Annotated in this window: 19 protein-coding genes and 1 riboswitch; of the genes, 10 read left to right on the forward strand and 9 right to left on the reverse strand. The window is 58.8% G+C overall.

Annotated elements, in window-relative coordinates; genetic code table 11:
* Nucleotides 1-129 precede the first annotated feature (129 nt).
* The 3 genes from xylB to ACR0I7_RS18850 are packed head-to-tail and all read left to right on the forward strand — an operon-like array spanning nucleotide 130 to nucleotide 3,828.
* On the forward strand, nucleotides 130-1,587 hold the full coding sequence (gene xylB / locus ACR0I7_RS18840) for a xylulokinase (RefSeq protein WP_480513723.1): 1,458 nt from the start codon (nucleotides 130-132) through the stop codon (nucleotides 1,585-1,587).
* Nucleotides 1,584-2,543, forward strand: coding sequence for an aldose epimerase family protein (locus ACR0I7_RS18845; protein ID WP_480513725.1), 960 nt, complete (start codon nucleotides 1,584-1,586; stop codon nucleotides 2,541-2,543). The genes xylB and ACR0I7_RS18845 overlap by 4 nt, the downstream gene beginning before the upstream one ends.
* Entirely contained in the window at nucleotides 2,533-3,828 is a 1,296-nt protein-coding gene (locus tag ACR0I7_RS18850) for a cytochrome-c peroxidase (RefSeq protein ID WP_480513727.1), read from the forward strand. Before ACR0I7_RS18845 ends, ACR0I7_RS18850 begins: the two co-directional genes overlap by 11 nt.
* On the opposite strand, the gene ACR0I7_RS18855 is transcribed toward ACR0I7_RS18850, so the two are convergent.
* Together ACR0I7_RS18855 and ACR0I7_RS18860 are read right to left on the reverse strand one after the other, a co-directional pair.
* Nucleotides 3,829-5,340 carry a CRTAC1 family protein gene (locus ACR0I7_RS18855; protein WP_480513729.1) on the reverse strand — a complete coding sequence of 504 codons (1,512 nt, stop codon included), beginning with the start codon at nucleotides 5,338-5,340 and terminating at the stop codon, nucleotides 3,829-3,831.
* Nucleotides 5,330-6,577, reverse strand: a complete 1,248-nt coding sequence (locus ACR0I7_RS18860) for an ROK family protein (protein WP_480513730.1) — start codon at nucleotides 6,575-6,577, stop codon at nucleotides 5,330-5,332. The genes ACR0I7_RS18855 and ACR0I7_RS18860 overlap by 11 nt, the downstream gene beginning before the upstream one ends.
* A 119-nt stretch (nucleotides 6,578-6,696) precedes the next feature.
* Between ACR0I7_RS18860 and xylF the strand changes: the two genes are divergently transcribed.
* The 4 genes from xylF to xylA all read left to right on the forward strand — a co-directional run bounded on the left by xylF (nucleotide 6,697) and on the right by xylA (nucleotide 11,196).
* Nucleotides 6,697-7,716 carry a D-xylose ABC transporter substrate-binding protein gene (gene xylF / locus ACR0I7_RS18865; RefSeq protein WP_480513732.1) on the forward strand — a complete coding sequence of 340 codons (1,020 nt, stop codon included), beginning with the start codon at nucleotides 6,697-6,699 and terminating at the stop codon, nucleotides 7,714-7,716.
* A 62-nt stretch (nucleotides 7,717-7,778) separates the two neighbouring features.
* Nucleotides 7,779-9,077 (forward strand): sugar ABC transporter permease, encoded by a 1,299-nt coding sequence (locus ACR0I7_RS18870; protein WP_480513734.1) that lies wholly within the window; start codon nucleotides 7,779-7,781, stop codon nucleotides 9,075-9,077.
* Nucleotides 9,077-9,892, forward strand: a complete 816-nt coding sequence (locus ACR0I7_RS18875) for an ATP-binding cassette domain-containing protein (RefSeq protein WP_480513769.1) — start codon at nucleotides 9,077-9,079, stop codon at nucleotides 9,890-9,892. The genes ACR0I7_RS18870 and ACR0I7_RS18875 overlap by 1 nt, the downstream gene beginning before the upstream one ends.
* Entirely contained in the window at nucleotides 9,889-11,196 is a 1,308-nt protein-coding gene (gene xylA, locus ACR0I7_RS18880; protein WP_480513736.1) for a xylose isomerase, read from the forward strand. The genes ACR0I7_RS18875 and xylA overlap by 4 nt, the downstream gene beginning before the upstream one ends.
* 65 nt (nucleotides 11,197-11,261) lie before the next feature.
* Here the strand turns inward: xylA and ACR0I7_RS18885 are convergent, their stop codons facing one another.
* The 6 genes from ACR0I7_RS18885 to ACR0I7_RS18910 all read right to left on the reverse strand — a co-directional run bounded on the left by ACR0I7_RS18885 (nucleotide 11,262) and on the right by ACR0I7_RS18910 (nucleotide 19,605).
* The gene (locus ACR0I7_RS18885; RefSeq protein ID WP_480513738.1) at nucleotides 11,262-12,638 is read right to left on the reverse strand and encodes a hypothetical protein; all 1,377 of its coding nucleotides are present in this window, start codon (nucleotides 12,636-12,638) and stop codon (nucleotides 11,262-11,264) included.
* A gap of 3 nt (nucleotides 12,639-12,641) precedes the next feature.
* Nucleotides 12,642-15,500 (reverse strand): peroxidase family protein, encoded by a 2,859-nt coding sequence (locus ACR0I7_RS18890; RefSeq protein WP_480513740.1) that lies wholly within the window; start codon nucleotides 15,498-15,500, stop codon nucleotides 12,642-12,644.
* Nucleotides 15,490-17,220, reverse strand: coding sequence for a thiamine pyrophosphate-binding protein (locus ACR0I7_RS18895; RefSeq protein WP_480513742.1), 1,731 nt, complete (start codon nucleotides 17,218-17,220; stop codon nucleotides 15,490-15,492). Before ACR0I7_RS18895 ends, ACR0I7_RS18890 begins: the two co-directional genes overlap by 11 nt.
* Nucleotides 17,221-17,324: 104 nt before the next feature.
* Nucleotides 17,325-17,987, reverse strand: a complete 663-nt coding sequence (locus ACR0I7_RS18900; protein ID WP_480513743.1) for an HD domain-containing protein — start codon at nucleotides 17,985-17,987, stop codon at nucleotides 17,325-17,327.
* Entirely contained in the window at nucleotides 17,971-19,071 is a 1,101-nt protein-coding gene (aroC, locus tag ACR0I7_RS18905) for a chorismate synthase (RefSeq protein WP_480513745.1), read from the reverse strand. The genes ACR0I7_RS18900 and aroC overlap by 17 nt, the downstream gene beginning before the upstream one ends.
* A 93-nt stretch (nucleotides 19,072-19,164) precedes the next feature.
* Entirely contained in the window at nucleotides 19,165-19,605 is a 441-nt protein-coding gene (locus ACR0I7_RS18910) for a 6,7-dimethyl-8-ribityllumazine synthase (protein WP_480513746.1), read from the reverse strand.
* Between the two features lie 73 nt (nucleotides 19,606-19,678).
* Nucleotides 19,679-19,827, reverse strand: a riboswitch (FMN riboswitch).
* Between the two features lie 55 nt (nucleotides 19,828-19,882).
* On the opposite strand from ACR0I7_RS18910, the gene ACR0I7_RS18915 reads away from it, so the two are divergent.
* On the forward strand, nucleotides 19,883-20,536 hold the full coding sequence (locus tag ACR0I7_RS18915) for an FMN-binding negative transcriptional regulator (protein ID WP_480513748.1): 654 nt from the start codon (nucleotides 19,883-19,885) through the stop codon (nucleotides 20,534-20,536).
* Here ACR0I7_RS18915 and ACR0I7_RS18920 read toward each other — a convergent pair.
* Nucleotides 20,512-20,955, reverse strand: coding sequence for a c-type cytochrome (locus ACR0I7_RS18920; RefSeq protein WP_480513750.1), 444 nt, complete (start codon nucleotides 20,953-20,955; stop codon nucleotides 20,512-20,514). The two genes, ACR0I7_RS18915 and ACR0I7_RS18920, sit on opposite strands and share 25 nt — an antisense overlap.
* Nucleotides 20,956-21,440: 485 nt before the next feature.
* Here ACR0I7_RS18920 and petA point away from each other — a divergent pair, with 485 nt between their 5' ends.
* Entirely contained in the window at nucleotides 21,441-22,025 is a 585-nt protein-coding gene (gene petA, locus ACR0I7_RS18925) for a ubiquinol-cytochrome c reductase iron-sulfur subunit (RefSeq protein WP_480513752.1), read from the forward strand.
* Between the two features lie 12 nt (nucleotides 22,026-22,037).
* A complete protein-coding gene (gene petB / locus ACR0I7_RS18930) occupies nucleotides 22,038-23,369 on the forward strand; it encodes a cytochrome b (RefSeq protein WP_480513753.1) in 1,332 nt (443 codons plus the stop codon).
* The last annotated feature ends 10 nt before the right edge of the window (nucleotides 23,370-23,379 follow it).

A 23,379-nucleotide genomic window follows, 5' to 3' on the forward strand; every position in this document is an offset into this window, starting at 1 on the left:
CTGAGCGGGCAAACGCGCTGCAAGGGCAGGCCCGTTTCATTGCCCAGCGCGATGTGAACGGAACCTTGACAAGTTCGATCCATTAATTAATTTTATTTGCTAAAATAAAGCGGCGCATGGGGGCACCAGATGTATCTTGGGTTGGATTTGGGAACGTCGGGCCTCAGGGGGATTCTGGTCAACGATGCAGGTGTTGTCGTTGATGACGCAGAGGTTGGCATCTCGACCTCAACCCCAAAGTCAGGCTGGTCCGAACAAAATCCGCAGGACTGGATAACGGCTTGTAACGAGGTCGTCGGAAAGCTCCGCGCGCAGAACGCGCAGGCTTTTGGAAAACTGCGGGGGATTGGCCTGAGCGGGCATATGCACGGCGCCACACTTCTGGATTCCGACGGCAAAGTATTGCGGCCCTGTATTCTGTGGAACGATACGCGATCTGCCGATGAGGCAAGGGCGCTGGATCAAACGCCGGAGATGCGCGCCATTTCGGGAAACATCGTGTTTCCCGGATTTACCGCCCCGAAACTGGACTGGGTGCGTCGACATGAGCCCGAGGTTTTCGCGGACGTCGCCAAGGTTCTACTGCCGAAAGATTATCTTCGGTTCTGGCTAACGGGCGAGTATGTCTCGGACATGTCGGACAGCGCCGGGACATCCTGGCTGGATGTTGGTGCGCGGCGCTGGTCGGAAACCGCGCTTGAGCTGGGGCACATGCACGCGGATCAGATGCCCCGCCTGGTCGAAGGCAGCGATCCCGGCGGCGCGTTGAAGGATGAGCTACGGCAGGACTGGGGGCTGACAGGTCCTGTGGTTGTGGCCGGAGGGGCTGGCGACAACGCAGCCGCCGCCTGTGGCATCGGAAGTATTCACAACGGCGCCGGATTTGTGTCGCTGGGAACGTCTGGCGTCTTGCTTGTCGCCCGCGACAGCTATGCCCCGGACCCCGAAACAGCCGTGCATTGCTTTTGCCACGCGGTTCCCCAGAGGTGGATACAGATGGGGGTCATCCTTTCGGCAACAAACAGCATGAACTGGCTGTCCCGGAACCTTGGTCAGCCTGTGGAACAGCTGGCCGCCGCCTTGCCCGACACGCTGGATGGCCCGTCCCCGATCACCTTCCTGCCGTATCTGTCAGGGGAACGAACACCGCATAATGACAGCGATATCCGGGGCGCCTTTTTGGGTCTCGATGTGGCGTCAGAGCCCGGCGACCTGACCTGCGCGGTCATGGAAGGTGTGGCTTTCGCGATGCGGGATTGCCTTGAGGCGCTTAAGAGCACCGGCACCAGCCCCGACAGCCTGATGGCGGTCGGCGGTGGTGCGCGCTCACGGTTTTGGCTGGAGACATTGGCAACAGTCTTGCAGGTCCCGCTGGACCTGCCCACAGGCAGCGAGTTCGGCGCAGCCATGGGGGCTGCGCGTCTTGCCATCTGCGCGGCCAATGGTGCAAAGCCAACCGAGGTCATGACGCCGCCAAACATAGAAGGGCGTATTGAACCGCGCACCGATCTGATCGAGGCTTATGAAAATGAATACAGACGGTATCGGCAATTCTATCAGGCGCTGTCGCCATTGGCTGCAAGATGACATCTGAGTCAAAGCGCTTACCCAAAATTGAAACGGCTCTTCTGACAGACGGCGACATGCGTGCGTCAATCTTGAACTATGGGGCGATCACGCAGGGGTGGTGGCACGGGGATGTGCCGCTGATACTGGGGTTCGCCGAGCCGACTGACTATCTGAGCGATACCAGCTATCAGGGCGCAATTGCCGGGCGTGTTGCAAACCGCATCGGCGGCGCGCGTTTCGATCTGGACGGCACCGGGTTTGCGCTGAATGCCAACGAAGGCAACAACACCCTGCACGGCGGACAGGACGGGCTGTCTGGGCAATTCTGGGACCTGAAACAGATCAGCCGGAACGAGGTTGTCCTGAGCTATTTGTCGCGCGACGGGGAAAGCGGTTTTCCCGGAGAGGTCAGGTTCGAAGTTCGGGTTCGCCTGACCTCTGGGCGATTGACCTATGCGATTTTTGCCCAACCCGACCGGCCGACACCGATAAGCGTTGCTCAGCATAACTATTATATGTTGGGCGATGCAGAGGGGATCTCGGCCCACAGGCTGAAACTGGCGGCGAGCCGGTTTCTTGAGATCGACGCGCAGGGGATTCCCTCGGGCCGGTTGTGTCCGGTCAAAAACAGCGCGTTGGATTTTGAGACGCCAAAGGCAATTGGGCGTGCTGCACAGGGCATTGATCACTATTTCTGCTTTGATCCCGATCGCGATCCACACACGCCGGTGGCACGGCTGACCGCCCCGTCTGGTCTGGCGCTGAATGTCTATTCGGATCAGCCCGGCGCGCAGGTCTATTCTGCCGCCATGCTCTCAGAACCCTTTCGCCCATCGGCAGGTGTATGCATTGAGCCGTCGGGCTATCCCAATGCCCCCAATATCCCGTCCTTCCCTTCGATGATCTCAACCCCCGAGGCACCCTACCGGCAGACACTGACACTCGAGCTATCTGAGGGCCGAGATGAGAGTTAGACCACTCTTGACCGCGATCAGCCTTGTGATCGCGACCGCTGCGGATGCACAGGATCTCGGTCCCCGGCCAGAGTTTGCCGCGCCCGATTTTGCAAGTGCCGAACTGGGCCAGCTGTTGTTCTACGATCCCGTGCTGTCGGGGAACAGGAACACAAGCTGCGCGACCTGTCATCACCCCAGACTGGGTACCTCGGACGGTCTTTCGCTTGGAATTGGCGAAGGCGGGATCGGGCTGGGCACCGAACGACAGCTGGACCCGCAGAACACGCCCGAACAACGTATTCCCCGCAATTCACCCGGGCTTTGGAACCTTGGCGCCGCCGAATTCACGACGTTTTTTCATGACGGACGGCTGGAGGCAGACAGCACGCAGCCCAATGGTATCAGAACGCCGCTGGGCACCCATATGCGGCCAGGTTTCAAATCTGCGCTGGCAGCACAAGCGATGTTTCCGGTTCTGTCGGCGGATGAGATGGCCGGGCATTACTCTGAGAATGACATAAGCAAAGCGGTCCGGCTGGGGTTTCTGACGCAGGATGGCGGCGCGTGGGATCTGATTGCCGCCCGGGTTGCCGCGATCCCCGAATATGAGCAGCGGTTTCATGACATCGCGCCAGACCAAGAGATCACCTTTACCGCCATCGCCAATGCCATCGCCGATTTCATTGCATTTGAATGGCGTGCAGATAACAGCGCATTTGATCGTGCGATGCGCGGCGAGGCGGCGCTGTCGCCAGAGGCCGAAACCGGCATGACCCTGTTCTACGGAGAGGCAGGCTGCAGTCAGTGCCATTCCGGCTGGTTTCAGACAGATCACAAGTTTCATTCGATCGCGATGCCGCAGATCGGCCCGGGAAAAGCAGCACGATTTGAGAACCACGCAAGAGATGACGGGCGTCTGCGCGTGACCGGCGACAGCGCGGATGCGTTTGCCTTTCGCACGCCGTCGCTGCGCAATGTGACGCTGACCGCGCCCTATGGGCACAGCGGCGCATATGCCGAGCTGGAAGACGTTATCCGGCACCATCTGGATCCGGTGGCGTCTTTGCGAAACTATTCGATTGATATGGCGGTGCTGCCAGACTTTCCGGGGGCTGATGATCAGGCCCCTCTGCTGCATCTGGACCATGTCGATGCGATTGCTCAAAGCAACAGCCTGCAGGCGACCACTTTGACCGATCAGGACATCAGGGCCCTGCTCAGCTTTCTGAGCAGCCTTGAAGACCCGGCCAAACGGCTGGGCGTCCCGGATCGTATTCCAAGCGGGCTTCCTGTTGATCAATGATCAGCGCTGGATCGCGATGGTCTGGTTCGAAGGATATTCGCGCCAGTCACTTGACGCGCCGTCGGGCCAGATCACTCTGACCTCGACGTGGTTCTCGGCCCCCAGGCCAAAATGGTGCAACCCCGCGACGCCCCCCGCGTGCCCCCCGCCAACGGTGATTTCGCGGGTCTGAACGCCGCGCGGAGTTTTGACTTCGATGAACCCCCCTATGGCGGCGCGGTTGGCACGCTCTTGGGTAACCTCAAGCAACAGCCAATTGCCGCCCGTAGCCGTGTTTTCGCTGACCTCCACATCCGATCCGCGGTTCACCACCACCAGATCAAGCCACCCATCCTTGTTCAGATCGGTAAGCGCGGCACCGCGGGATTTCGCCATCGATGCAATGCCGGCCTGCGCCGAGGCTTCGGAAAAGCCACCTTCAGCCTGCTGTAAAAGAAGGTTGTTGGGGTCGTTCAAAGCGGCGTCAGGCATCTGCTCGACATTGCCTTTGGCCACAAAGATGTCATCCAGACCGTCGTTGTTAACGTCACCGAACTGTGCATGCCACCCGGTCGATGGACGACCGTCCCCGCCGACATGTGGTCTGTGAGCTGTGGTGCCCCGGTCATAGGTCGCATCGCGCCAGGTGGGGCCTTGGGCACCCGGATCAAAAACCTGAAGCTTCTGATCCCCCATAGAGGTCAGATAGACCTCGGGGAAGCCATCGCCGGTCAAATCCCGCGAGGCGATGCCCATACCCCAGATCGAATAGGGCAACCATCCGTCCTGTTGTGAATAGGGGCGCGGCTCGGCTTCCATGGCCCAAAGCTGTTCCCGACCATCGCGAACATAGTAGTGACGGTCATTGCTGACACGCAGATCCGCTCGCCCGGATCGGGCCCAGTCAGAGAACAGAATAGACAGAGAGCAATATCCGGGTTCCAGATGGCGCGGCGACCCATAGCCGCCCTCGTCCGGACGATAGAGCAGCGTTGGTCCGCAGGTTTCGAACGGACCTTCGGGGTCGAAGCGATCCACATAGGTGCCAAACGCCAGCGTTGGCAGGGTTTGCCCGCGCTCCCATGTCGCCGAAAACCCTGTGGTCCAATGATCCGCCGCCTCGAAACCGAGCGTGCTGAAAGGTCGGAACTGACACTCTGGCTGACCCTGAAGCAGCAGGTCTTTGCCCACACGCAATATCGCCAGGTCAATGAAGCCGTCGCTGTCCACGTCCAGAGGATAGGCGCCAGTCACACCGGTCAGGGCAAGCGGGTCCGGTGTTTCCGCGCGAAACGAGACCGCCCCTTGCGATGTGTTCCTGAACAGCTGAGATTGGTTCGCCCCGCCAGCGACAAACACTTCGGGCAGGCTGTCCCCGTCGCAATCAAAGACGGCAACGCCACCGCCAACAAAGTGCTCCCAACCGCCACCATAGACATGCGCCGGAACGTCAACGCTTTGGAAATCAGGGATTTTTGTGTCAGCTTGCGCCGCCGTGGCACATAAGACTAGCGCGGCAATCTCAGGACGCATGAGCCGTAAGCTCCTTGACCTTGAGAATCGCGATCTGTTCGATCCCATAAGCCGCCGCACCTTTGGCCCACATCAGGTCTCCCCATTGGTGAACCTTGATTTCGGGCAGCGGCGCATCGACTTTCACGACGCCGTTTCGGATGCGTTTGATCACGTCGTCCGAACACAGATGCTCAAAACTCATCTGCGCACCGGACAGAATGATACATTCGGGATCAAACAGGTTGATCAGATTAGAGACCCCAAGACCGAACATCTGACCCGCGCGTGCGAGAACAGAGGCGGCTCTTTCATCTCCGGCGCTAGCACGCTCATGGATATCGGACACGGTCTCCATCTCGGTGCCGGTGTTGGTGACCGTCATTTCGCGGATCAGGGCATAATCACCGACATACGCTTCGAGGCAACCGCGCTGACCGCACTGGCACAGCGCGCCATCCAGCTGAACTTTGGTATGCCCAAGCTCTGCGCCACAGCCTCTCTCTCCTCGGTGGAGCTTACCATCCAGAACGATGCCGAGGCCGACACCGTGTTCGATCGTCACGACAATGAAATTCTTCAGCCCCTTGCCCAGTCCAAAAAGCTGTTCAGCCTTTGCCACAAGATTGGCGTCATTATCCACAAATGCAGGACAGGGCAGCGCGTCTGCAAGCAGGAGGCTGAAATCAATATTGCGCCCGGTCATCGAAGAGGACCAATGAACAAAATTCCTGTTCGCGTCGACAAGGCCCGCTATTCCTATGGACACTCCGGCCAGCTGTTCGACTGAGCTATCGATCAGGTTACAGGTTTCCTCCAGCGCCCTGCGGATCGCCAACACAAAATCGGATGGCGACATTCTGGCGTGTTGCAACGAATACTTATGCGACGTGACCTCGTTGCCTTCGAAGTCGACCAAAATGACCGAAATCACCTGACGCGCAACTTTCAGGCCAGCCACGATATGTGATCTACCGTTGAGCTGAAGCAGAACTCTTGGCCGACCTCTTTTGCCGGACTTGGACTGCGCCTCGCCCTCGATCTCTTTGATCAGGCCAGCCGAGATAAGATCAGCGGTTGCGGCGGTTACGGTCGCCGGGCTGGTTTGCAGCGCCGTCGCAATATCGATACGCGAGACAGACCCCTTTGCCCGGATATGCTCCAACACCCGCAGGCGGGTCGCGTGTCTTTGGTCCAAAGACGTCGGAGAGGCATTGGTTTTCAGCATCTTGTCCTCGCGAATCTGGCTGTCGGCCAATCTATTTGAATTTCCGCATTTCTGACAGACTAAATATTTTACCCGCTGAAATAAATATGGTATCCAGATTCGTGAGAGCCGCGAATCAAGATAAATGGCTCGGCAAATGGGAGGAAATCATGAAAAGAATTCTCAGCTTCTCAGCTGCGGCCGCGTTGCTGGCCTCGACCGCGCTCGCGGACTCGGTGGTTGGCGTGAGTTGGTCGAACTTTCAGGAAGAACGCTGGAAAACAGACGAAGCCGCGATCAAGGCCGCGCTCGAAGCAGGCGGTGCGGAATATATCTCGGCAGACGCGCAGTCGTCTTCGGCAAAACAGCTTTCCGACATCGAAAGCCTGATTGCGCAGGGCGTGGATGCGCTGATCATTCTGGCGCAGGATGCGCAGGCAATCGGGCCAGCCGTTCAGGCAGCAGCGGACGAGGGCATCCCGGTCATCGCCTATGACCGCCTTATCGAGGATGATCGCGCCTTTTACCTGACCTTCGACAACGTCGAGGTCGGCAGAATGCAGGCACGTGCGGTTTTTGAAGCGATGCCCAAAGGCAACTATGTGATGATCAAGGGCTCTCCCACTGACCCAAACGCGGATTTCCTGCGAGGCGGCCAACAAGAAATCATCGGCGCAGCCGTTGACAGCGGCGATATCGTGATTGTTGGCGAAGCCTACACCGATGGCTGGCTGCCCGCGAACGCGCAGCGGAATATGGAACAGATTCTGACAGCGAATGAAAACAACGTGGATGCAGTTGTCGCGTCGAATGACGGTACTGCGGGCGGCGTTGTTGCGGCTCTGACTGCACAGGGCATGGAAGGCATTCCAGTGTCCGGTCAGGATGGTGATCACGCGGCACTAAACCGTGTTGCGCTGGGAACCCAGACTGTTTCGGTTTGGAAGGACGCCCGCGAACTGGGCAAGGCGGCCGGTGAAATCGCGGTTGCACTCAGCGGGGGCACAAGCCCAGCGGATGTCGAAGGCGCGGTGAGCTGGACATCACCGGGCGGTGCCGAAATGAACTCGGTTTTCCTGGCACCTGTGCCGATCACCAAGGACAACCTGTCTGTCGTTGTCGACGCCGGTTGGATTCCCTTGGAGGATCTGTGCCAGGGCGTTGAAAACGGCCCTGCTCCTTGTAACTAAATCTCAAAGTCCCCGGCCCTTTGACTGGGCCGGGGACCATTGCTGAATATGAAAGATCGGAAATGACCGAAACTTCGTCTCAGCCGGTACCTGAAAAAGCGAAACCCAGCCTGTTCCATCAGTTGGAACTGGACGTGCGGCTTTTGGGAATGATCGGCGCGTTTGTCATCCTGTGCATCGGCTTCAACATCCTTACAGAGGGGCGGTTCCTCACGCCGCGCAACCTGTTCAACCTGTCCATCCAGACAGTTTCGGTTGCCATTATGGCATGCGGGATGGTGTTCATTATCGTCACGCGCCACATCGACTTGTCGGTTGGCGCATTGCTGGCAACCACCTCGGCGGTGATGGCCATGACGCAAACCGAACTGCTGCCTCAGGTGCTTGGGATGGGGCTGAACAACCCTGCAACATGGGCGATCACCATTGTCGTCGGAATATTTGTTGGCACGCTGATCGGGGCGTTTCACGGCTGGATGGTCGGTTATCTGACGATACCGGCCTTCATCGTGACGCTTGGCGGGTTTCTGGTCTGGCGCAACGTGGCCTGGTATCTGACCAGCGGCCAGACGATCGGACCGCTGGACAGCACGTTCCTGATGTTTGGGGGCACCAACGGAACTTTGGGCACAACAACAAGCTGGTTGTTCGGGCTGTTCGCCACCGCAATCGCCATCTGGGTTCTATGGAGCAGCCGGCGCGCAAAAGCGGCCCATGGCTTTCCTGTGAAACCTGTCTGGGCCGAGACAACGCTGGCTGGAATAATCGCGATTGCCATCCTTGGCTATGTCTACATCGTGAACAGCTACGCCATACCGACACGCCGTCTGCAACGCATGTTCGAAGCGCGTGGAGAGACGATGCCCGAGGGGCTGGTTGTCGGATATGGCATACCGATTTCCGTCCTCATTCTGATCATCGTTGCCGTTGTGCTTACGATCGTGGCGCGAAAAACCCGGTTTGGCCGCTATATCTTTGCAACCGGTGGCAACCCGGACGCGGCAGAACTGTCCGGGATCAACACACGGCTGCTGACCGTAAAAATCTTTGCGCTGATGGGCTTCCTGTGCGCTGTGTCCGCTGTGGTCGCCTCGGCGCGTCTGGCCAACCACTCGAACGATATCGGTACTCTGGACGAATTGCGGGTCATCGCAGCTGCGGTGATCGGAGGAACAGCGTTGTCTGGCGGTGTTGGCACCATCTACGGCGCGATCCTAGGGGCATTGATCATGCAGGCTCTTCAATCCGGCATGGCGATGGTCGGCGTGGATGCACCGTTTCAAAACATCGTGGTCGGCAGCGTTCTTGTTCTGGCCGTCTATATCGACATCGTCTATCGCAAGCGGCTGGGGGCAAAATGATGCAAACACAGGACACGCAAGCACAAGCCCCAAAAGCAGCGCGCGGTTCCGGCGCGCCGCCTCTGGTCGAGATGCGCGACATTTCGATTTCATTTGGCGGCATCAAGGCCGTCGACCATGTGTCGGTTGATCTGTATCCCGGCGAAGTGGTTGGTCTGCTCGGGCATAACGGGGCCGGCAAATCAACACTGATCAAGGTGTTGTCCGGCGCCTATCGGATGGATCATGGCGAGATCCTGATCGACGGCAAACCGGTCGACATCGGAAACCCCCGCGACGCGCGGGCTAACAATATCGAAACGATCTATCAGACGCTGGCCCTGGCCGACAATCTGGATGCCACATCGAACCTTTTCCTGGGGCGCGAGATGACCACGCCTTTTGGGTTGGTCAACGATGCAGCCATGGAGGCCGAATGTCGCAAGATCATGGCGCAGCTCAACCCGAACTTTCAAAAGTTCAATGATCCCGTTTCCGCATTATCCGGCGGCCAGAGGCAATCGGTGGCCATCGCGCGCGCGGTCTACTTCAACGCCCGCATCCTGATCATGGATGAACCCACGGCGGCACTGGGACCGCATGAAACGCAAATGGTTGCGGACCTGATTCACCAACTGAAAGCGCAGGGTATCGGGATTTTCCTGATCGACCACGATGTGCATGCGGTGATGGATTTGTGTGACCGTGCCTCGGTCATGAAGAACGGAAAACTGGTTGGGACGGTCGATATCGACGACGTCACCGATGACGACCTTTTGTCGATGATCATTCTCGGCAAGCAACCCGCGCAAAAATCAGAACAGGGCCAGGTATGACAAGCGAATTTTTTAACGGGATCGACCAGATCCAATATGAGGGCGCGGACAGCCGAAACCCGATGGCCTTCCGGCATTACAACCCGGACGAAGTTGTTTTGGGCAAGCGCATGGAGGACCATCTGAGGTTTGCTGTCGCCTGGTGGCATTCCTTCGCATGGGAGGGCGGGGACCCCTTTGGCGGACCCACATTCGAACGCCCATGGCACCCGCAGGACGACATGGGACGCGCGCGCATGAAGGCGGATATCGCGTTCGAGATGTTCGAGATCCTGGGGCAGCCGTATTTTTGCTGGCACGATGCCGACATCCGGCCCGAGCAGGGAAACTTTGCCGACAATCTGAGAACTCTGGAAGAGATCACGGATTATATCGGTGAAAAGATGCAGGGGTCCCGGACCCGGCTGCTGTGGGGCACGGCAAACATGTTCAGTCATCGCCGCTGGATGGCGGGGGCCAGCACCAATCCCGATCCCGACGTCTTTGCATTTGCGGCGGCAACGGTGAAATCCTGCCTGGACGCGACCCACAAACTGGGGGGTGAGAACTATGTGCTGTGGGGTGGGCGCGAAGGCTATGAGACCTTGCTGAACACCGATATGAAAACCGAGCTGGACCATATGGGCCGGTTCCTGAACATGGTCGTGGACTATAAGCACAAGATCGGGTTCAAGGGGGCCATTCTTGTAGAGCCCAAACCTCAGGAACCCTCGAAACACCAATATGACTATGATGCGGCCACGTGTATCGGGTTTCTCAGGAAATACGGGCTGGAGGATGAGGTAAAGCTGAACCTCGAACAGGGGCACGCCATCCTTGCTGGCCATAGCTTCGAGCATGAGATTGCGGTTGCTGCCAGCGAGGGCATGCTGGGGTCGATTGACATGAACCGCAACGACTATCAGTCGGGTTGGGACACGGATCAGTTCCCCAACAACACACCCGAAGTGGCGCTGGCCTATTACTACATCCTGAAGGCCGGCGGGTTTACCACCGGCGGCACGAATTTTGACGCCAAGATACGTCGGCAGTCGATCGACGCAAAAGATCTGATCGCTGCGCATATCGGCGGGATGGATGTCTGCGCACGGGGCCTGAAAGCAGCCGCGGCAATGATCGAGGATGGCGGTCTGCAAGACGCACTGACAGAACGGTATTCAGGCTGGGACGCCCCCGAGGCGGCATCGATGTTGACCAGCAGTCTGGAGGACATCTCAGCGCGGGTGCTGAAGGACAACGTTAACCCGCAGCCCCGGTCCGGGCGGCAGGAAATACTTGAGAACTATATCAACAGGTTCGTGTGAAGCTGACAGAACCGCCTGAAACCTTTTGGGGGCTTTAGTCAAAAAGCCCCCCTCACACGGGTGTATCAGGCCTCCCAGTTCTCGTCATGCGCGCGCTGTGCCGCGGTCAGGCCGTTCTGGAAATAGGCGTCATAATATTCGGCCTCGACCCGATGGGTCTGCAGCCAGATACCGGGCGCATGGATCGCCTCGCAATGGGCCGGGAACCGTCCATGTGTTTTGTGGATATATGTGCAGATATCGCGGGCGCATTCGATGACGTCCTGTTCGTATTCGCCCGCTTCCTGCAGGTATTTGTCGCCAAACTCGCCCTTGTAAATCCGCTCGAACAGGGCGTCGTCCTTGTAGATGCCACCGGGTCCGAATTTGCCCGCGATCACGGCATCCACCGCGTCAGACATCGAGGGATAGTAGGGCGGGCACTTGCCCTTGATCAGGTGTTCCCCGTGGTGACGCAGCCCGACCGCATGCGCCCGGACATGTTTCATCGCCGAAACCGGCAGCGTGTGCCAGCGCAACAGATCCATGAACCGCCATTTCGGCGTCACATAATCAAATCCCAGCATCTTTCCATAGCGGTCGCTGAACTTGGGATCGCCCATCAGCACCGGCGGGGAAATCGCGGCGTGAATCCAACCGCCCAATCCCAGAGCCTCGGTGACCAGAAAGAGGTTCTGCACCAGAAGGTCGGCCTCGATCTGTGTGCGCATCTGCCCCAGAACGCCAAGCGGGATTTTGATATCGGGGTTCAGGAACCCGCTTTTGATCCATTTCTTCACACCCGCGGGCTGATAGAAGTTCCGGTCATCCACAATCACCGGCCGCGCCTTGTCAGGTTGCGTCAGCAGATACATCAGCGCGTTGATATACTGGTGTGAAAGGTCAACGACCGGAAAGAAAATGGTCGAACCGGGCGTGTTCGACAGGAAGCGGTTCGAATCCAGATAGGCCGGGAAATCGCGCATGTCGCCCGGTACATCGATGCGGCGATCAAAGAGCTGTACCTTGGCCTGTTCAGCCCGGTCAATCAGGACCTCGGGCGTCCAGTTCTTGATCCCACCCTCCAGGGGATCAAGACGGCGCAGGAAATAGGTGCCGCTGTCATTGATCATGAAAAAATGCGTGCCCTGCGCGTTGTCGGGGCTGCCGGCCGTGCGGCCCTCCATCACCAGATTGGGTTTCGACATGATCGGATCGCCGCTTTCATCGTCGAAAAAGGGCCGGTCCGGCATGGTCATGCCCGAGGCCCCCGTGGCGGCGATCAGGATCGCCTCTTGCAGCGGCGACAGGGGCGAAGGGTCGTTTTGGGATGTCCAGCTCAGCGATCCGGCGACAACATCAGACCCCCGGCTGACCCTTTTTGTGCGGCGGTTCCACAAGGTCTGCGCCATCGGCGCTTCGAGAAAGGATTTGAGCCCCTTGGAGACGGTATCCTTCGGCATAGCTTAACCCTCCTGAATCATGGTCCACGGCGCAAAGGCGGTCGCGTTTTTTGGCAGGACCGGGGCGAATTCGGGGAAATGTCGCAACAGCACCGATTTCATCCCGTTGCGCGCGATCCAGTCCATGCCGAGCGGCGTGTAGATCTCAGGCCTGAAATCGGTGGTCAGAAAGCGGTCTGACTGCAACCGGCGCGACGCCATCAAGATAAAGACCCGGAAGGCCGTATCCGAAAAGCCAAACCCGTCGGGGGGCGTTTCCCCCAACAGTCCGATCACCGTATCGACCTTGTCGATATCGCCATACAGGTCTTTGAGAATGCGGTTTGTCTCGGGATTGGCGGTCAGGTCGTCCCAGTCCGTCACCGGCGGCATATGCAAGCCTTTGCGAAATTCGTTGTAGCGCGGGACGCGGCGCGCCCGGGTGCGTACGATATCCACAACCGACAGGTCGATCATCTCGCCGTCACGTTCGAGATTTTGCAGCGATTTCGGGAAGTTGTGCAGAGTGATGGCGCCGGGATAGGCGATCCCCTGAGAATAGAGGCAATCCCGCAGGCCCAGATCACGCAGCTGTTCGTCAGTCTGCTCGCCTTGAATCTCAAGGAAATTGCGGCGGGCTTTTTCTTTGCCGGTCTCGAAATCGTAGAAGATATAGTCGTCCGGGATCAGCGGGTGCATCCGGTACACGGTGGCAAATTCCTCGGTCAGGGAATAGCGGGCCGTATGATGATCGGGCTCAGTTTCCGGGATGCCCTTCAGCGCATGGGTATCCGTCAGCCAAATGCCCAGCCGGGTCAGCCAGGATTTCGGCGGGCCGTACCAATTGGTTTTCATCCCGACATCCAGCGCCTCGGTGCCCAGAATGGCGGGCGTCCACTCGACCGTGTGAATCTTGGCAATCAGCGCCGAAACGATCAGCCGCGCGGTCTGATACACACGCTCGTCATCCATGTTCGGATATGCGCGCTGCAGCTCATCGCACAGGCAATTATGCTCACGCGCGAACAGCGTGTGCAGTGTGGACAGGCCCAGCCACCAGCTTTCGTTGAATCCGGTCAGGGAAAAGCCGTGGACATTTTCGGGCAGGTAGTAGCCGTCCTTGAACTTGTCCAGCCGCAGCTTTGGACCATCGCGCAGCTCCTTCGCTGCTTTGGAGTTGACCCCATAGACCTGCGACCCATCCCACCAGTGCGAATTCTCATTGGCAAAGAGGAACGGATCATCCGCCCCGTCTTTGGGGATGTTCCCGGCAATCCGCATCTCGCGCTCGGGCACGCCGTCGGTGGCGTTTTTCCAATCGGGATAGGCATCGGGGATCGGAATGATCTCGTCGTCTTCGCCCAGTTTTCGGCGTTCGTGGGCGACCCAGTCATGCACCTGAAACTGAATCCACGAGGCCGCCAGTATGTTGAGGATCTTGGCCGGGACAAAGGTCTGCCGATCCATCAGCTTGCGCGCCACGTCGATGGGGTTCGGGCTGCCGTCGGGCTGTTCTTGCGGGGGCATGTTGCGCCCGAAAGTTGCGCCCGCGGCCCCCATTTGCGGATCCGACAGGTCATTATAGCTGCCGTCATGTGTGCGATAGGTTCGATGCTCGGGCGTCGGCTCGGGCGGCACCGCACGGGCACTTGGAACGGGTTCTTCCGGATCGGTGTCGATCAGGCTTTTATGCCGCAAATCATGGCGCAGAGCGTCAAGGTTGAGCAATTGCACCAGCAGGAAGGGGATCTTGTGCCACGGGATCCGGCGGTTCACCGCGCGCAGGATCGCGCGCGCGCCAGAGCCGAATATCCGGTTCTGCAGCGGTGGTGGCGCGGCCTTATAGCGCTTGCCCTGACGATGCGCAGCTGATGCATCATAGACCCCTTTGCGCGCCCGGTTCAGATTGCCAAGCGGGCGGAATTCATGGGTCGTGTTCCACGGGTTGAAGCCAAGGCGCTCGATCTCGAGCGACTCTGCCAGCGCCTCGGTTGTCGAGAGGTCTCGCTGCGGCAAAACCAGCTGGGCCACCTTGATGGGCGGGCTGACCATTTCGCTCCATTCATGGGCGGCGTCTTCGATGGGCGTCTGCTCTTCCGAGACAAACCGCTGAATATAGAGATCAAAGGTGATGTCGCCCGACGCCTGCCGCGCCGCATATTCCGCCGAGAGCCGCGCCGCGCCGGTAAAGTCACCGGACACACCTGGCGTTCCGGTGGCAGGCTTGAACGTATAGCGTACCGCCTCAGCCCCCCAGGCGACGGCACCGCGGCTCCAATAGCTTTCCAGCGCCACACTGTCACACACGCGCAACGCCTCGCGCACATTGCCCAGCATCCGGCGTGTTTCCCCGAAGCCCAGCACAAAACACAGCCGCACCAAACCGACCAGTTTCGACAAACGTCCCCCGGCAAGCGCATGGGCAAAGACCACGAACTGATAGGCAGTCCGGGCATGCGGAACGGCAAAATTGGTCGCAAGAAGGTCATGGTCGACTCCGTCGGCCTCGGTCACACGGATCGCCAGACCACGCAGGTCTTTCTCTTCATCCGACTGGGTCTGAGACGAGGCGTTCGAAAACCGAACGCTGGCAGGATAGCTGGCACCGGGCTTGGCAAACCCGACCTGCAGGTCCTCGGGCAGGTCATCGACAAACCGCAGCTCGGCCGATTTGAAGGCCGCGATCGGTTTCTTGTGCAGGGCCCGGTCGACCCCCCGCGCCTTGGCTGCCGCCATGGATTTGAGCTGCGCGGCCATCATCAGCTGAGCAAGCTCTTTGGTTTCCTTCAACTCGGCCTCGGCTGAGCCCCCCACGTAAACTTCACGCCATGTCGAAGGCGTTTTCTGGCTGCCGTCCACGGGAACCTCCTGTTTATAGTCCAAACCTTTGACGTATGCCTGACCAGATCGCTGCCAGAACCCCTTCGGGATGGGGCGAGTAGTTCGGCAAAGCGAGGCGTGTTATCCGCGCATCGATCAGGGCGGGTTTGCCGCTGGCCAATGCCGCGCGGAAGGCGTCTTCGAATTCGTCCAGCCGGTCGACCGTGTACCCTTCGGCACCGCAGGCGCGGGCGTAGGCGGCGTAGTCGGGGTTGTCGAACTCGACCAGTCCGGTCTTGAAGAACGCCGACAGCTGATAGAGCTTGATCAGCTTGAATTCCCGATCGTTGAAGATCACCCAAACCACCGGGATATCGTATTGCACGGCGGTCATCAGCTCGAAGCCGCTCATCAGATAGGACCCGTCTCCCACAGCGGCGACCACGGGGCGGTTCATCTCGGCGTATTTGGCCCCTATGGCCCCGCAGACGCCAATTCCCATCGGCCCGTACGTGCCCGGTTTGCGAAAGTTCTGTCCCTTCTTCAGTTCCAGATAATACCCGGCCCAAGCGGCATGGGCCCCGGCATCAGCCAGCACAATCCCACTCGGAGGCAACATCTGCGATATCTTCTGGACCATCTCGCCCGGATGCAGCTGCTTTTGCGGCGAGATGATGAACCTTTCGTCGTAATCCTTGGGGCGAAAATCTCGGGCGGGCACAGGATCAAGAACCTTGTCCATCCGGTCATACAGCCCCTGCATCACTTGTTTTGCATCCCCCAGAACAACCTGATCAGCCTTGTAGAATTTGTCGAATTCCCCGGCATCAATGTTGACGTGGATCAGCGTTTTGTCGTCGAAAAGCCCCTCGTGGAAATCAAAGGTTGCGTGCTGGGCAAAGGAATTGCCCACCGCCAGAACCACATCCGCCTCTGAAAACAGCTCCCACGCGGCTTTGTGCCCGGAATCGCAATAGAGCCCGATGGCCAGCGGGTTTTCCTCAGGGACGATTCCCTTGCCGTCCATGGTCGTCAGCAACGGGATCTGAAACCGTTCGATAAACTGCTGGGTGATGTCATTGGCGCCGGCTCGGATCGTACCGAACCCGGCCAGCAGAACGACGGTTTTGTCCGCCCGGATCGCCTGTTCCAGGGTTTCCGTGGCAGTGTCCAGATCAGCCGGTTCAGGCGCAACACCGATCCGGGGCAGGCGCAGGGGCCGGAAATTCGTCACCTCTATTTTAGGATCGGTGATGTCCTCGGCGATGGCCACATGTACGGGGCCGGGGCGCCCTTCGAAGGCGATATCGATCGCTTTCTGCAGCGTATCGATCAGGTCGTCCGGGTCGGTGACGAGGAAATCCGCAGGCTCGCCCGTCGCGGGGTCTTTTTTGGTCACGGCACGAAACATCATGCGCGAATCCGGCGTCCGCGCCAGACCGGAGGTTTCGTTCAACCCGCCCCGGCCCTGCCAGGCGACCGTAGAATAGCCGCTGATCGCCAGCAGCGGATAGCTGTCGGTCAAGGCCACGCACATGCCCGAAATCAGGTTGAACGCGCCGGGGCCTGCGGTGGCGAAACACACCCCCAGCTTGTCGGTGAACATGGCATGGCCGCAGGCCATAAAAGACGCACCCTGTTCATTCTTTGAAATCACCGGGCGAATCTTGTCCGAGGCGTCCAGCGCCAACATCATTCCGGCCGCGTTTTCACCGGCTCCGCCATACGCTGCGTCGACACCAATTGTCTCCAGAGCAGCCACGACTGCTTCGTAGGCTTTCATAAATTGCTCCAAAATAAATCAACTATGTCTGCAGTACATAACAGATTTTGGCGTTCTGCGAAACAGTGACGCATATCCCTGCGGCAGGACCAAGAGCGGTGGCCCTAGCAGTTTGTCCAATCTGGCGGAAGGGTGCTGCCGATCTCATCGGCAAAATCTTCAAGAAAACCGATCATCCGGCGCACTCTGCGTTGCGCCAATCGAGTGCCGGTTTCCGTCAGCATGTCATCGGGCAACGTTAGAAGCTTTGTCCGCCAGTGATCGATAGAAAAGCGCTGTTCATCCAGCGGGCGGCTTTCGGCGAACGGGTCGGACGGGTCATAGAGCATACGACCCAACGTGCCGGATACGGCAAATGTCCGGGCAATACCTATGGCCCCCAGCGCATCCAGCCGATCGGCGTCCCGCAGAATACGGGCCTCAGATGTTTCTGGTGGAATGCCGGCTGAGAAACTATGCGCAGCAATTGCATGTTGAGTCGCTTGAATCTGAACCTGACCAAAGCCCAGCTTCAGAAGAATAGGCTCTGCTTCGGCTGCAGACCGGCGCGATGCCGCGCTACGGTTTGGATCATCCTTGGGCAGGTTGACCAGATCGTGCAGATAGCTGGCCGCCAGAAGAACGCCCATGTCACTTTGGCCCTCGGCGATGGCCTGGGCATTTGCCCAAACCCGGTCCAGATGCGCCAGATCATGCGCCGGGTCGGTGGCCATGCGGGCCTGGATGATCTCGCGCAGACGGCTGCGCAGTTCAGCCAATGCGACCACGATTCTCGCCGATCTGACCCCGGTGCAGCAGCAGGTGATCCAGAATCACGCAGGCCATCATCGCCTCGCCAACCGGCACGGCCCGAATGCCCACGCAGGGGTCGTGGCGACCTTTGGTGATGATCTCAGTCTCTTCGCCGGATTTGGTGATGGTCTTGCGCGTGGTCAGGATCGATGAGGTCGGTTTGACCGCAAAGCGCACAACAATATCCTGCCCGGTCGAGATGCCGCCCAAGATGCCGCCCGCATGGTTCGAGCTGTATTGCGGGCCGTTTTGCCCCATGAATATCTCATCGGCATTGGCTTCGCCGGTCAGTTCGGCGGCGGCCATGCCTTCGCCGATCTCAACCCCTTTGACGGCGTTGATCGACATCATCGCAGCAGCCAGATCAGTGTCTAACTTGGCATAAACGGGGGCGCCCAGCCCGGCCGGAACCCCACGGGCCACAACTTCGACCACAGCACCGACCGAGTTGCCCGACTTGCGCAGATCGTCGAGATAGCTGGCCCAGTCCCCGGCGGCCTGCGCATCCGGCGTCCAAAACGGGTTCTGTTCGATCTGCGCCCAGTCGAAATTGGCGCGGTCGATCTTATTTGGGCCGATCTGGGTCATGTACCCGGTGATCTGCACGTTCGGCGCGATCTGCTTGATCGCCTCACGCGCCAGCCCGCCTGCAGCCACGCGCGATGCGGTCTCACGCGCGGAACTGCGCCCGCCGCCGCGATAGTCGCGAATCCCGTATTTCTGCCAATAGGTGATATCGGCGTGACCCGGACGGAACTTGTCCATGATATCGCCGTAGTCTTTCGAACGCTGATCGGTGTTCTCGATCATCAGCTGCACGGGGGTGCCCGTTGTCTGACCTTCAAACACGCCCGACAGGATTTTCACCTGATCGGGCTCGCGCCGTTGGGTGGTGAACTTGTTCTGCCCCGGTTTGCGCTTGTCCAGCCAGTGCTGGATCATGTCCGCGTCGATCTCGACCCCCGGAGGGCACCCGTCGACCGTGGCGCCCAGCGCGGGGCCGTGACTTTCACCCCAGGTGGTGACGCGGAAGAGGTGGCCAAAACTGTTCATCGACATGGGGCATGCTCCTTTGAGCGTCGTGATTAGCGGGCAAGGCCCTTGGCCTCAAGCGGATTTGCGGTTGGGGCAGGATGCCCCAACCCATCGAGCCTATGCAGCCGCGGTCAGTTGTACACGGGCTGCGTTGATTTTCAGCGCCGCCTGCGCGGCCTCCCGGCCCTTTTCAACAAAATGGGCTCGGTAGATGGCATTGTGGTGTTCAGTTTCCTGATATTGATGTGGGGTCAGCGAAACCGACAAGACCGGAACACCGGTGTCGAGCCCCGCACGCATCAGCCCTTCGACAACGGCCTGAGCCACAAAATCGTGGCGATAGATGCCGCCATCCACGACAAACGCGGCGCAGGCAACCGCTGCATATCGGCCGGTTTGCGCAAGATCGCGCGCCAGCAAGGGCATTTCGAACGCGCCCGGGACGTCAAAGACATCAACCTGATCAGCCGGGATAAGGTCAAGAAACCCATCCAGCGCTCGGTCGACGATATCAGCATGCCAGTTGGCTTTTACAAAAGCATATCGGGTGTGTGTCATCATGATCTCCTTAGCAAAACAGACACTTCACCCAAGGCGATCACGAACAGTCGCACCGATAGACCGGCGCACTGTACGTTCTCTTTCATCCGGACTTTAACCGTCGGCTCTGGCCTCTCACCAGATCTGCTTGTCACCCCGTTAAATGGGGCCGCTCGCGGGCTTACGGGTCAGTGCCCGCATACCGCCGGTGGGGAATTTCGCCCCGCCCTGAGAACACCGCAGACCTTGCCAAGGACGGCTTGGTTCTGCAAGGGCTGTTGGCAGGAGGATCCGCATGCACCCCAATCCCATATTTTGCGCCGAAGAAACGGCCCGCCATATTACCTTTGCACGGGACCGCGCGTTTGGTGTGCTGGCCCTGTCGACGGACACAGCCCCCTTGCTGAGCCATGTGCCGTTCCTTCTGGACGAGACCGGGCAGGTGGCAGAGCTGCATCTTGTGCGGTCAAACCCGATTGTCCGGGTGTTGAAACAATCGCAAACGGCGCGAATCGCGGTGTCAGGGCCAGACGGCTATGTCTCACCCGACTGGTATGAGATCGATGATCAGGTACCGACTTGGAATTATGTTGCCGTGCATTTGACAGGGCAGCTTGAAATGCGGCCCGCGGACGAGCTGCGCGATCTGCTGGACCGCCAATCCGCGTTTTTTGAAAACCGGCTGCGGCCCAAGCCGCCCTGGGTTACCAACAAGATGTCCGACGACGCGTTGCAGCGTATGATGCGCATGATCGTACCGTGCCGGATGCGCGTTGATGACATTCAAGGCACATGGAAGCTGAAGCAAAACAAACCAGAGAACGCACGACTCGGTGCTGCCGATCAACTTGAGGCGGGCGATCTTGGCTCGGAAACCGGAATGCTGGCCGCGCTCATGCGGGGCGTGACCAGTCCGGGCGCGCGTCAATCGGCGAAAGTGGCAAGATAGGCCGCAATATCGTCGGCGCCCTTCCTCAGTTTCACGCTCATATTGGGGCGTGCTGTATCATCGTTCAGAAATTCCTGAATGAAACCGATTGGATCACGCGAGTAAGCTGCGATGTTTTCTTGCGTCCAGATCAGCCCTTCGTCGCCCGCCCGGATCATGTCGTCGGTGAACATGCCGATCGGCAAACGCGCGCTGCCGTTGCGATAATCGTTTTCAGACCCGGCAACCCGCCCCACGATCCCATAGAGATTCGGTCCGGTGATGCCCCCTTTGACCAGAACCTCGCCATCTTTGATGATCGCGTGGCAGGCGGAGCACCGATTGTACAGCTTTTCTCCTTGCGCCGGATCGCCAGCGGCAAAGACCTGTGTTGAGATCGTGGTTGAGAACAGCACAATGGCCGCAATATGTTTTGACATGACTTGCCTCCTGTAGGGAGTTCGCGCAGTCCGGCCTTTGCGACAATCATCCTATAAGTGCAACACAAATTCGATGACTGCGACAGAAGTTCAAATATCTAAGTAAGATGAATGATTTAAACATATTTTGTTCTCGCATAAGTAGAATAATCCATGTCTTTTTTGTGGCAGTAATGGTGCTTGCTTTGATCCCGGCCCGAGTCCCGAATTTTGCAGCACCAGTAAACAACCGCATTTAAGCGATACTTCGAATCACTCCCGGCGGCGCAGTGGCTGACCTTTAGTGCGAATGGATGCTGATGCCCGCTTTGGTGAAATTTTTGGCCTTTGTTGTGACAAGAATGCAGGGATGCGGCGTAATGCGCGCCTATGAACGCTGGACGAACCGTTTTCTCCCCGATAGATACCCCGTTTAAGACGCCGCATTCGTGCGGTGCGCGAGCTATTTGCCCGTCCGCGGGCGCCAGATAATCGGAGAAAACCTCGTGTCCCACGCAGAAGACCACGAAGGCACCCGCAGAGACTTCATATACTACGTCGCTGGCGGCGCCGGTGCCGTAGCGGTGGGGGCTGTCGCCTGGCCCTCGATCAACCAGATGAACCCATCGGCAGACGTTCAGGCGCTGTCCTCGATCCGTGTCGACGTCAGCGGCGTCGAACCGGGGACACAGCTGACCGTCAAATGGTTGGGTAAGCCCGTATTCATCCGCCACCGTACAGGGGCCGAAATTCAGGAAGCGCAGGAACAAGACGCTGAAGGTGTCGATGCCCTGCCCGACCCGCTGGCCCGCAACCTGAACCTGAGCGCGGATGCCCCGGCAACGGATGAGAACCGCGTGATGCCGTCCCCCGAAGGCGAGGCAGCAGGCGCGTGGATCGTTCAGATGGGTGTTTGTACGCACCTTGGTTGCGTTCCGCTGGGTGATGCTGGTGACTTTGGTGGTTGGTTTTGCCCCTGCCACGGTTCGCACTATGATCTAGCAGGACGTATTCGTAAGGGCCCAGCGCCCGAGAACCTTCCTGTCCCGCCCGCAGAATGGGTGGACAACAGCACAATCAAACTCGGCTAAGGGAGACCCAGAATGTCAGGAATTCCCCACGACCACTATGAGCCAAAGACCAAAGGCGAGAAGTGGCTGAACAGCCGTCTCCCGATCGTTGGCTTGCTATATGACACCCTGATGATCCCGACCCCCAAGAACCTGAACTGGTGGTGGATCTGGGGCATCGTTCTGGCTTTCTGCCTGGCGCTGCAAATTATCACCGGCATTATGCTGGTCATGCACTACACCCCGCATGTTGATCTGGCCTTTGCCAGCGTCGAACACATCATGCGGAACGTAAATGGCGGCTACTTTATCCGCTACCTGCACATGAATGGTGCGTCGCTGTTCTTTGTTGCGGTCTATATCCACATGTTCCGCGGCCTGTTCTATGGCTCGTACAAAGCCCCGCGTGAGATCACGTGGATCATCGGGATGCTGATTTACCTGATGATGATGGGCACCGCCTTCATGGGTTACGTTCTGCCCTGGGGTCAGATGTCCTTCTGGGGTGCGACCGTGATCACTGGCCTGTTTGGCGCGATCCCTTTTGTGGGTGATGCAATCCAGACCTGGCTGCTGGGCGGACCGGCGGTGGACAATGCCACGCTGAACCGCTTCTTCTCGCTTCATTACCTGCTGCCGTTCATCATCGCGGCGCTGGTGATCGTGCATATCTGGGCCTTCCACACCACCGGCAACAACAACCCAACGGGTGTTGAAGTGCGCCGTGGCTCGAAAGCCGAAGCCGAGAAAGACACCCTGCCCTTCTGGCCGTACTTTGTGATCAAGGACCTGTTCGCTCTGGCGGTTATTCTGGTCGTGTTCTGGGCAATCGTTGGCTACATGCCGAATTATCTGGGCCACCCCGATAACTATATCGAGGCCAACCCGCTGGTCACACCTGCGCACATCGTGCCCGAATGGTACTTCCTGCCGTTCTACGCGATCCTGCGGGCCTTCACCGGCGAGGTTTGGGTTGTGCAATTCGCCAGCTTCATCACCGGTGGTATCATCGACGCCAAATTCTTTGGTGTTCTGGCGATGTTCGGTGCGATCCTGGCGATGGCTCTGGCCCCGTGGCTGGACACCTCGACCGTGCGTTCGGGAAAATATCGCCCGATGTTCAAATGGTGGTTCTACCTGCTGATCATCGACTTCTTTGCGCTGATGTGGCTGGGTGCGATGCCCGCCGAGGAGCCCTATGCGACCTTCTCGCTGATCGCGTCGGCCTACTGGTTTGGCTATTTCTTCGTGATCCTGCCCCTGCTGGGTGTGATCGAGAAACCTCTGGCGCCGCCGGAAACCATCGAAGAAGACTTCAACGCGCATTATGGCAAGGCAAACGCCGACGCCACGCCGGCCGAGTAAAAAGAGGGAC

The organism is Ruegeria sp. AM1 (assembly GCF_056540745.1).

Bases quoted from the DNA above. Each gene is read 5' to 3' on its own strand.
- xylB (WP_480513723.1), top strand. From the start codon at position 130: ATGTATCTTGGGTTGGATTTGGGAACGTCGGGCCTCAGGGGGATTCTG.
- ACR0I7_RS18845 (WP_480513725.1), top strand. From the start codon at position 1,584: ATGACATCTGAGTCAAAGCGCTTACCCAAAATTGAAACGGCTCTTCTG.
- ACR0I7_RS18850 (WP_480513727.1), top strand. From the start codon at position 2,533: ATGAGAGTTAGACCACTCTTGACCGCGATCAGCCTTGTGATCGCGACC.
- ACR0I7_RS18855 (WP_480513729.1), bottom strand. From the start codon at position 5,340: ATGCGTCCTGAGATTGCCGCGCTAGTCTTATGTGCCACGGCGGCGCAA.
- xylF (WP_480513732.1), top strand. From the start codon at position 6,697: ATGAAAAGAATTCTCAGCTTCTCAGCTGCGGCCGCGTTGCTGGCCTCG.
- ACR0I7_RS18870 (WP_480513734.1), top strand. From the start codon at position 7,779: ATGACCGAAACTTCGTCTCAGCCGGTACCTGAAAAAGCGAAACCCAGC.
- ACR0I7_RS18875 (WP_480513769.1), top strand. From the start codon at position 9,077: ATGCAAACACAGGACACGCAAGCACAAGCCCCAAAAGCAGCGCGCGGT.
- xylA (WP_480513736.1), top strand. From the start codon at position 9,889: ATGACAAGCGAATTTTTTAACGGGATCGACCAGATCCAATATGAGGGC.
- ACR0I7_RS18885 (WP_480513738.1), bottom strand. From the start codon at position 12,638: ATGCCGAAGGATACCGTCTCCAAGGGGCTCAAATCCTTTCTCGAAGCG.
- ACR0I7_RS18895 (WP_480513742.1), bottom strand. From the start codon at position 17,220: ATGAAAGCCTACGAAGCAGTCGTGGCTGCTCTGGAGACAATTGGTGTC.
- aroC (WP_480513745.1), bottom strand. From the start codon at position 19,071: ATGTCGATGAACAGTTTTGGCCACCTCTTCCGCGTCACCACCTGGGGT.
- ACR0I7_RS18910 (WP_480513746.1), bottom strand. From the start codon at position 19,605: ATGACACACACCCGATATGCTTTTGTAAAAGCCAACTGGCATGCTGAT.
- ACR0I7_RS18915 (WP_480513748.1), top strand. From the start codon at position 19,883: ATGCACCCCAATCCCATATTTTGCGCCGAAGAAACGGCCCGCCATATT.
- ACR0I7_RS18920 (WP_480513750.1), bottom strand. From the start codon at position 20,955: ATGTCAAAACATATTGCGGCCATTGTGCTGTTCTCAACCACGATCTCA.
- petB (WP_480513753.1), top strand. From the start codon at position 22,038: ATGTCAGGAATTCCCCACGACCACTATGAGCCAAAGACCAAAGGCGAG.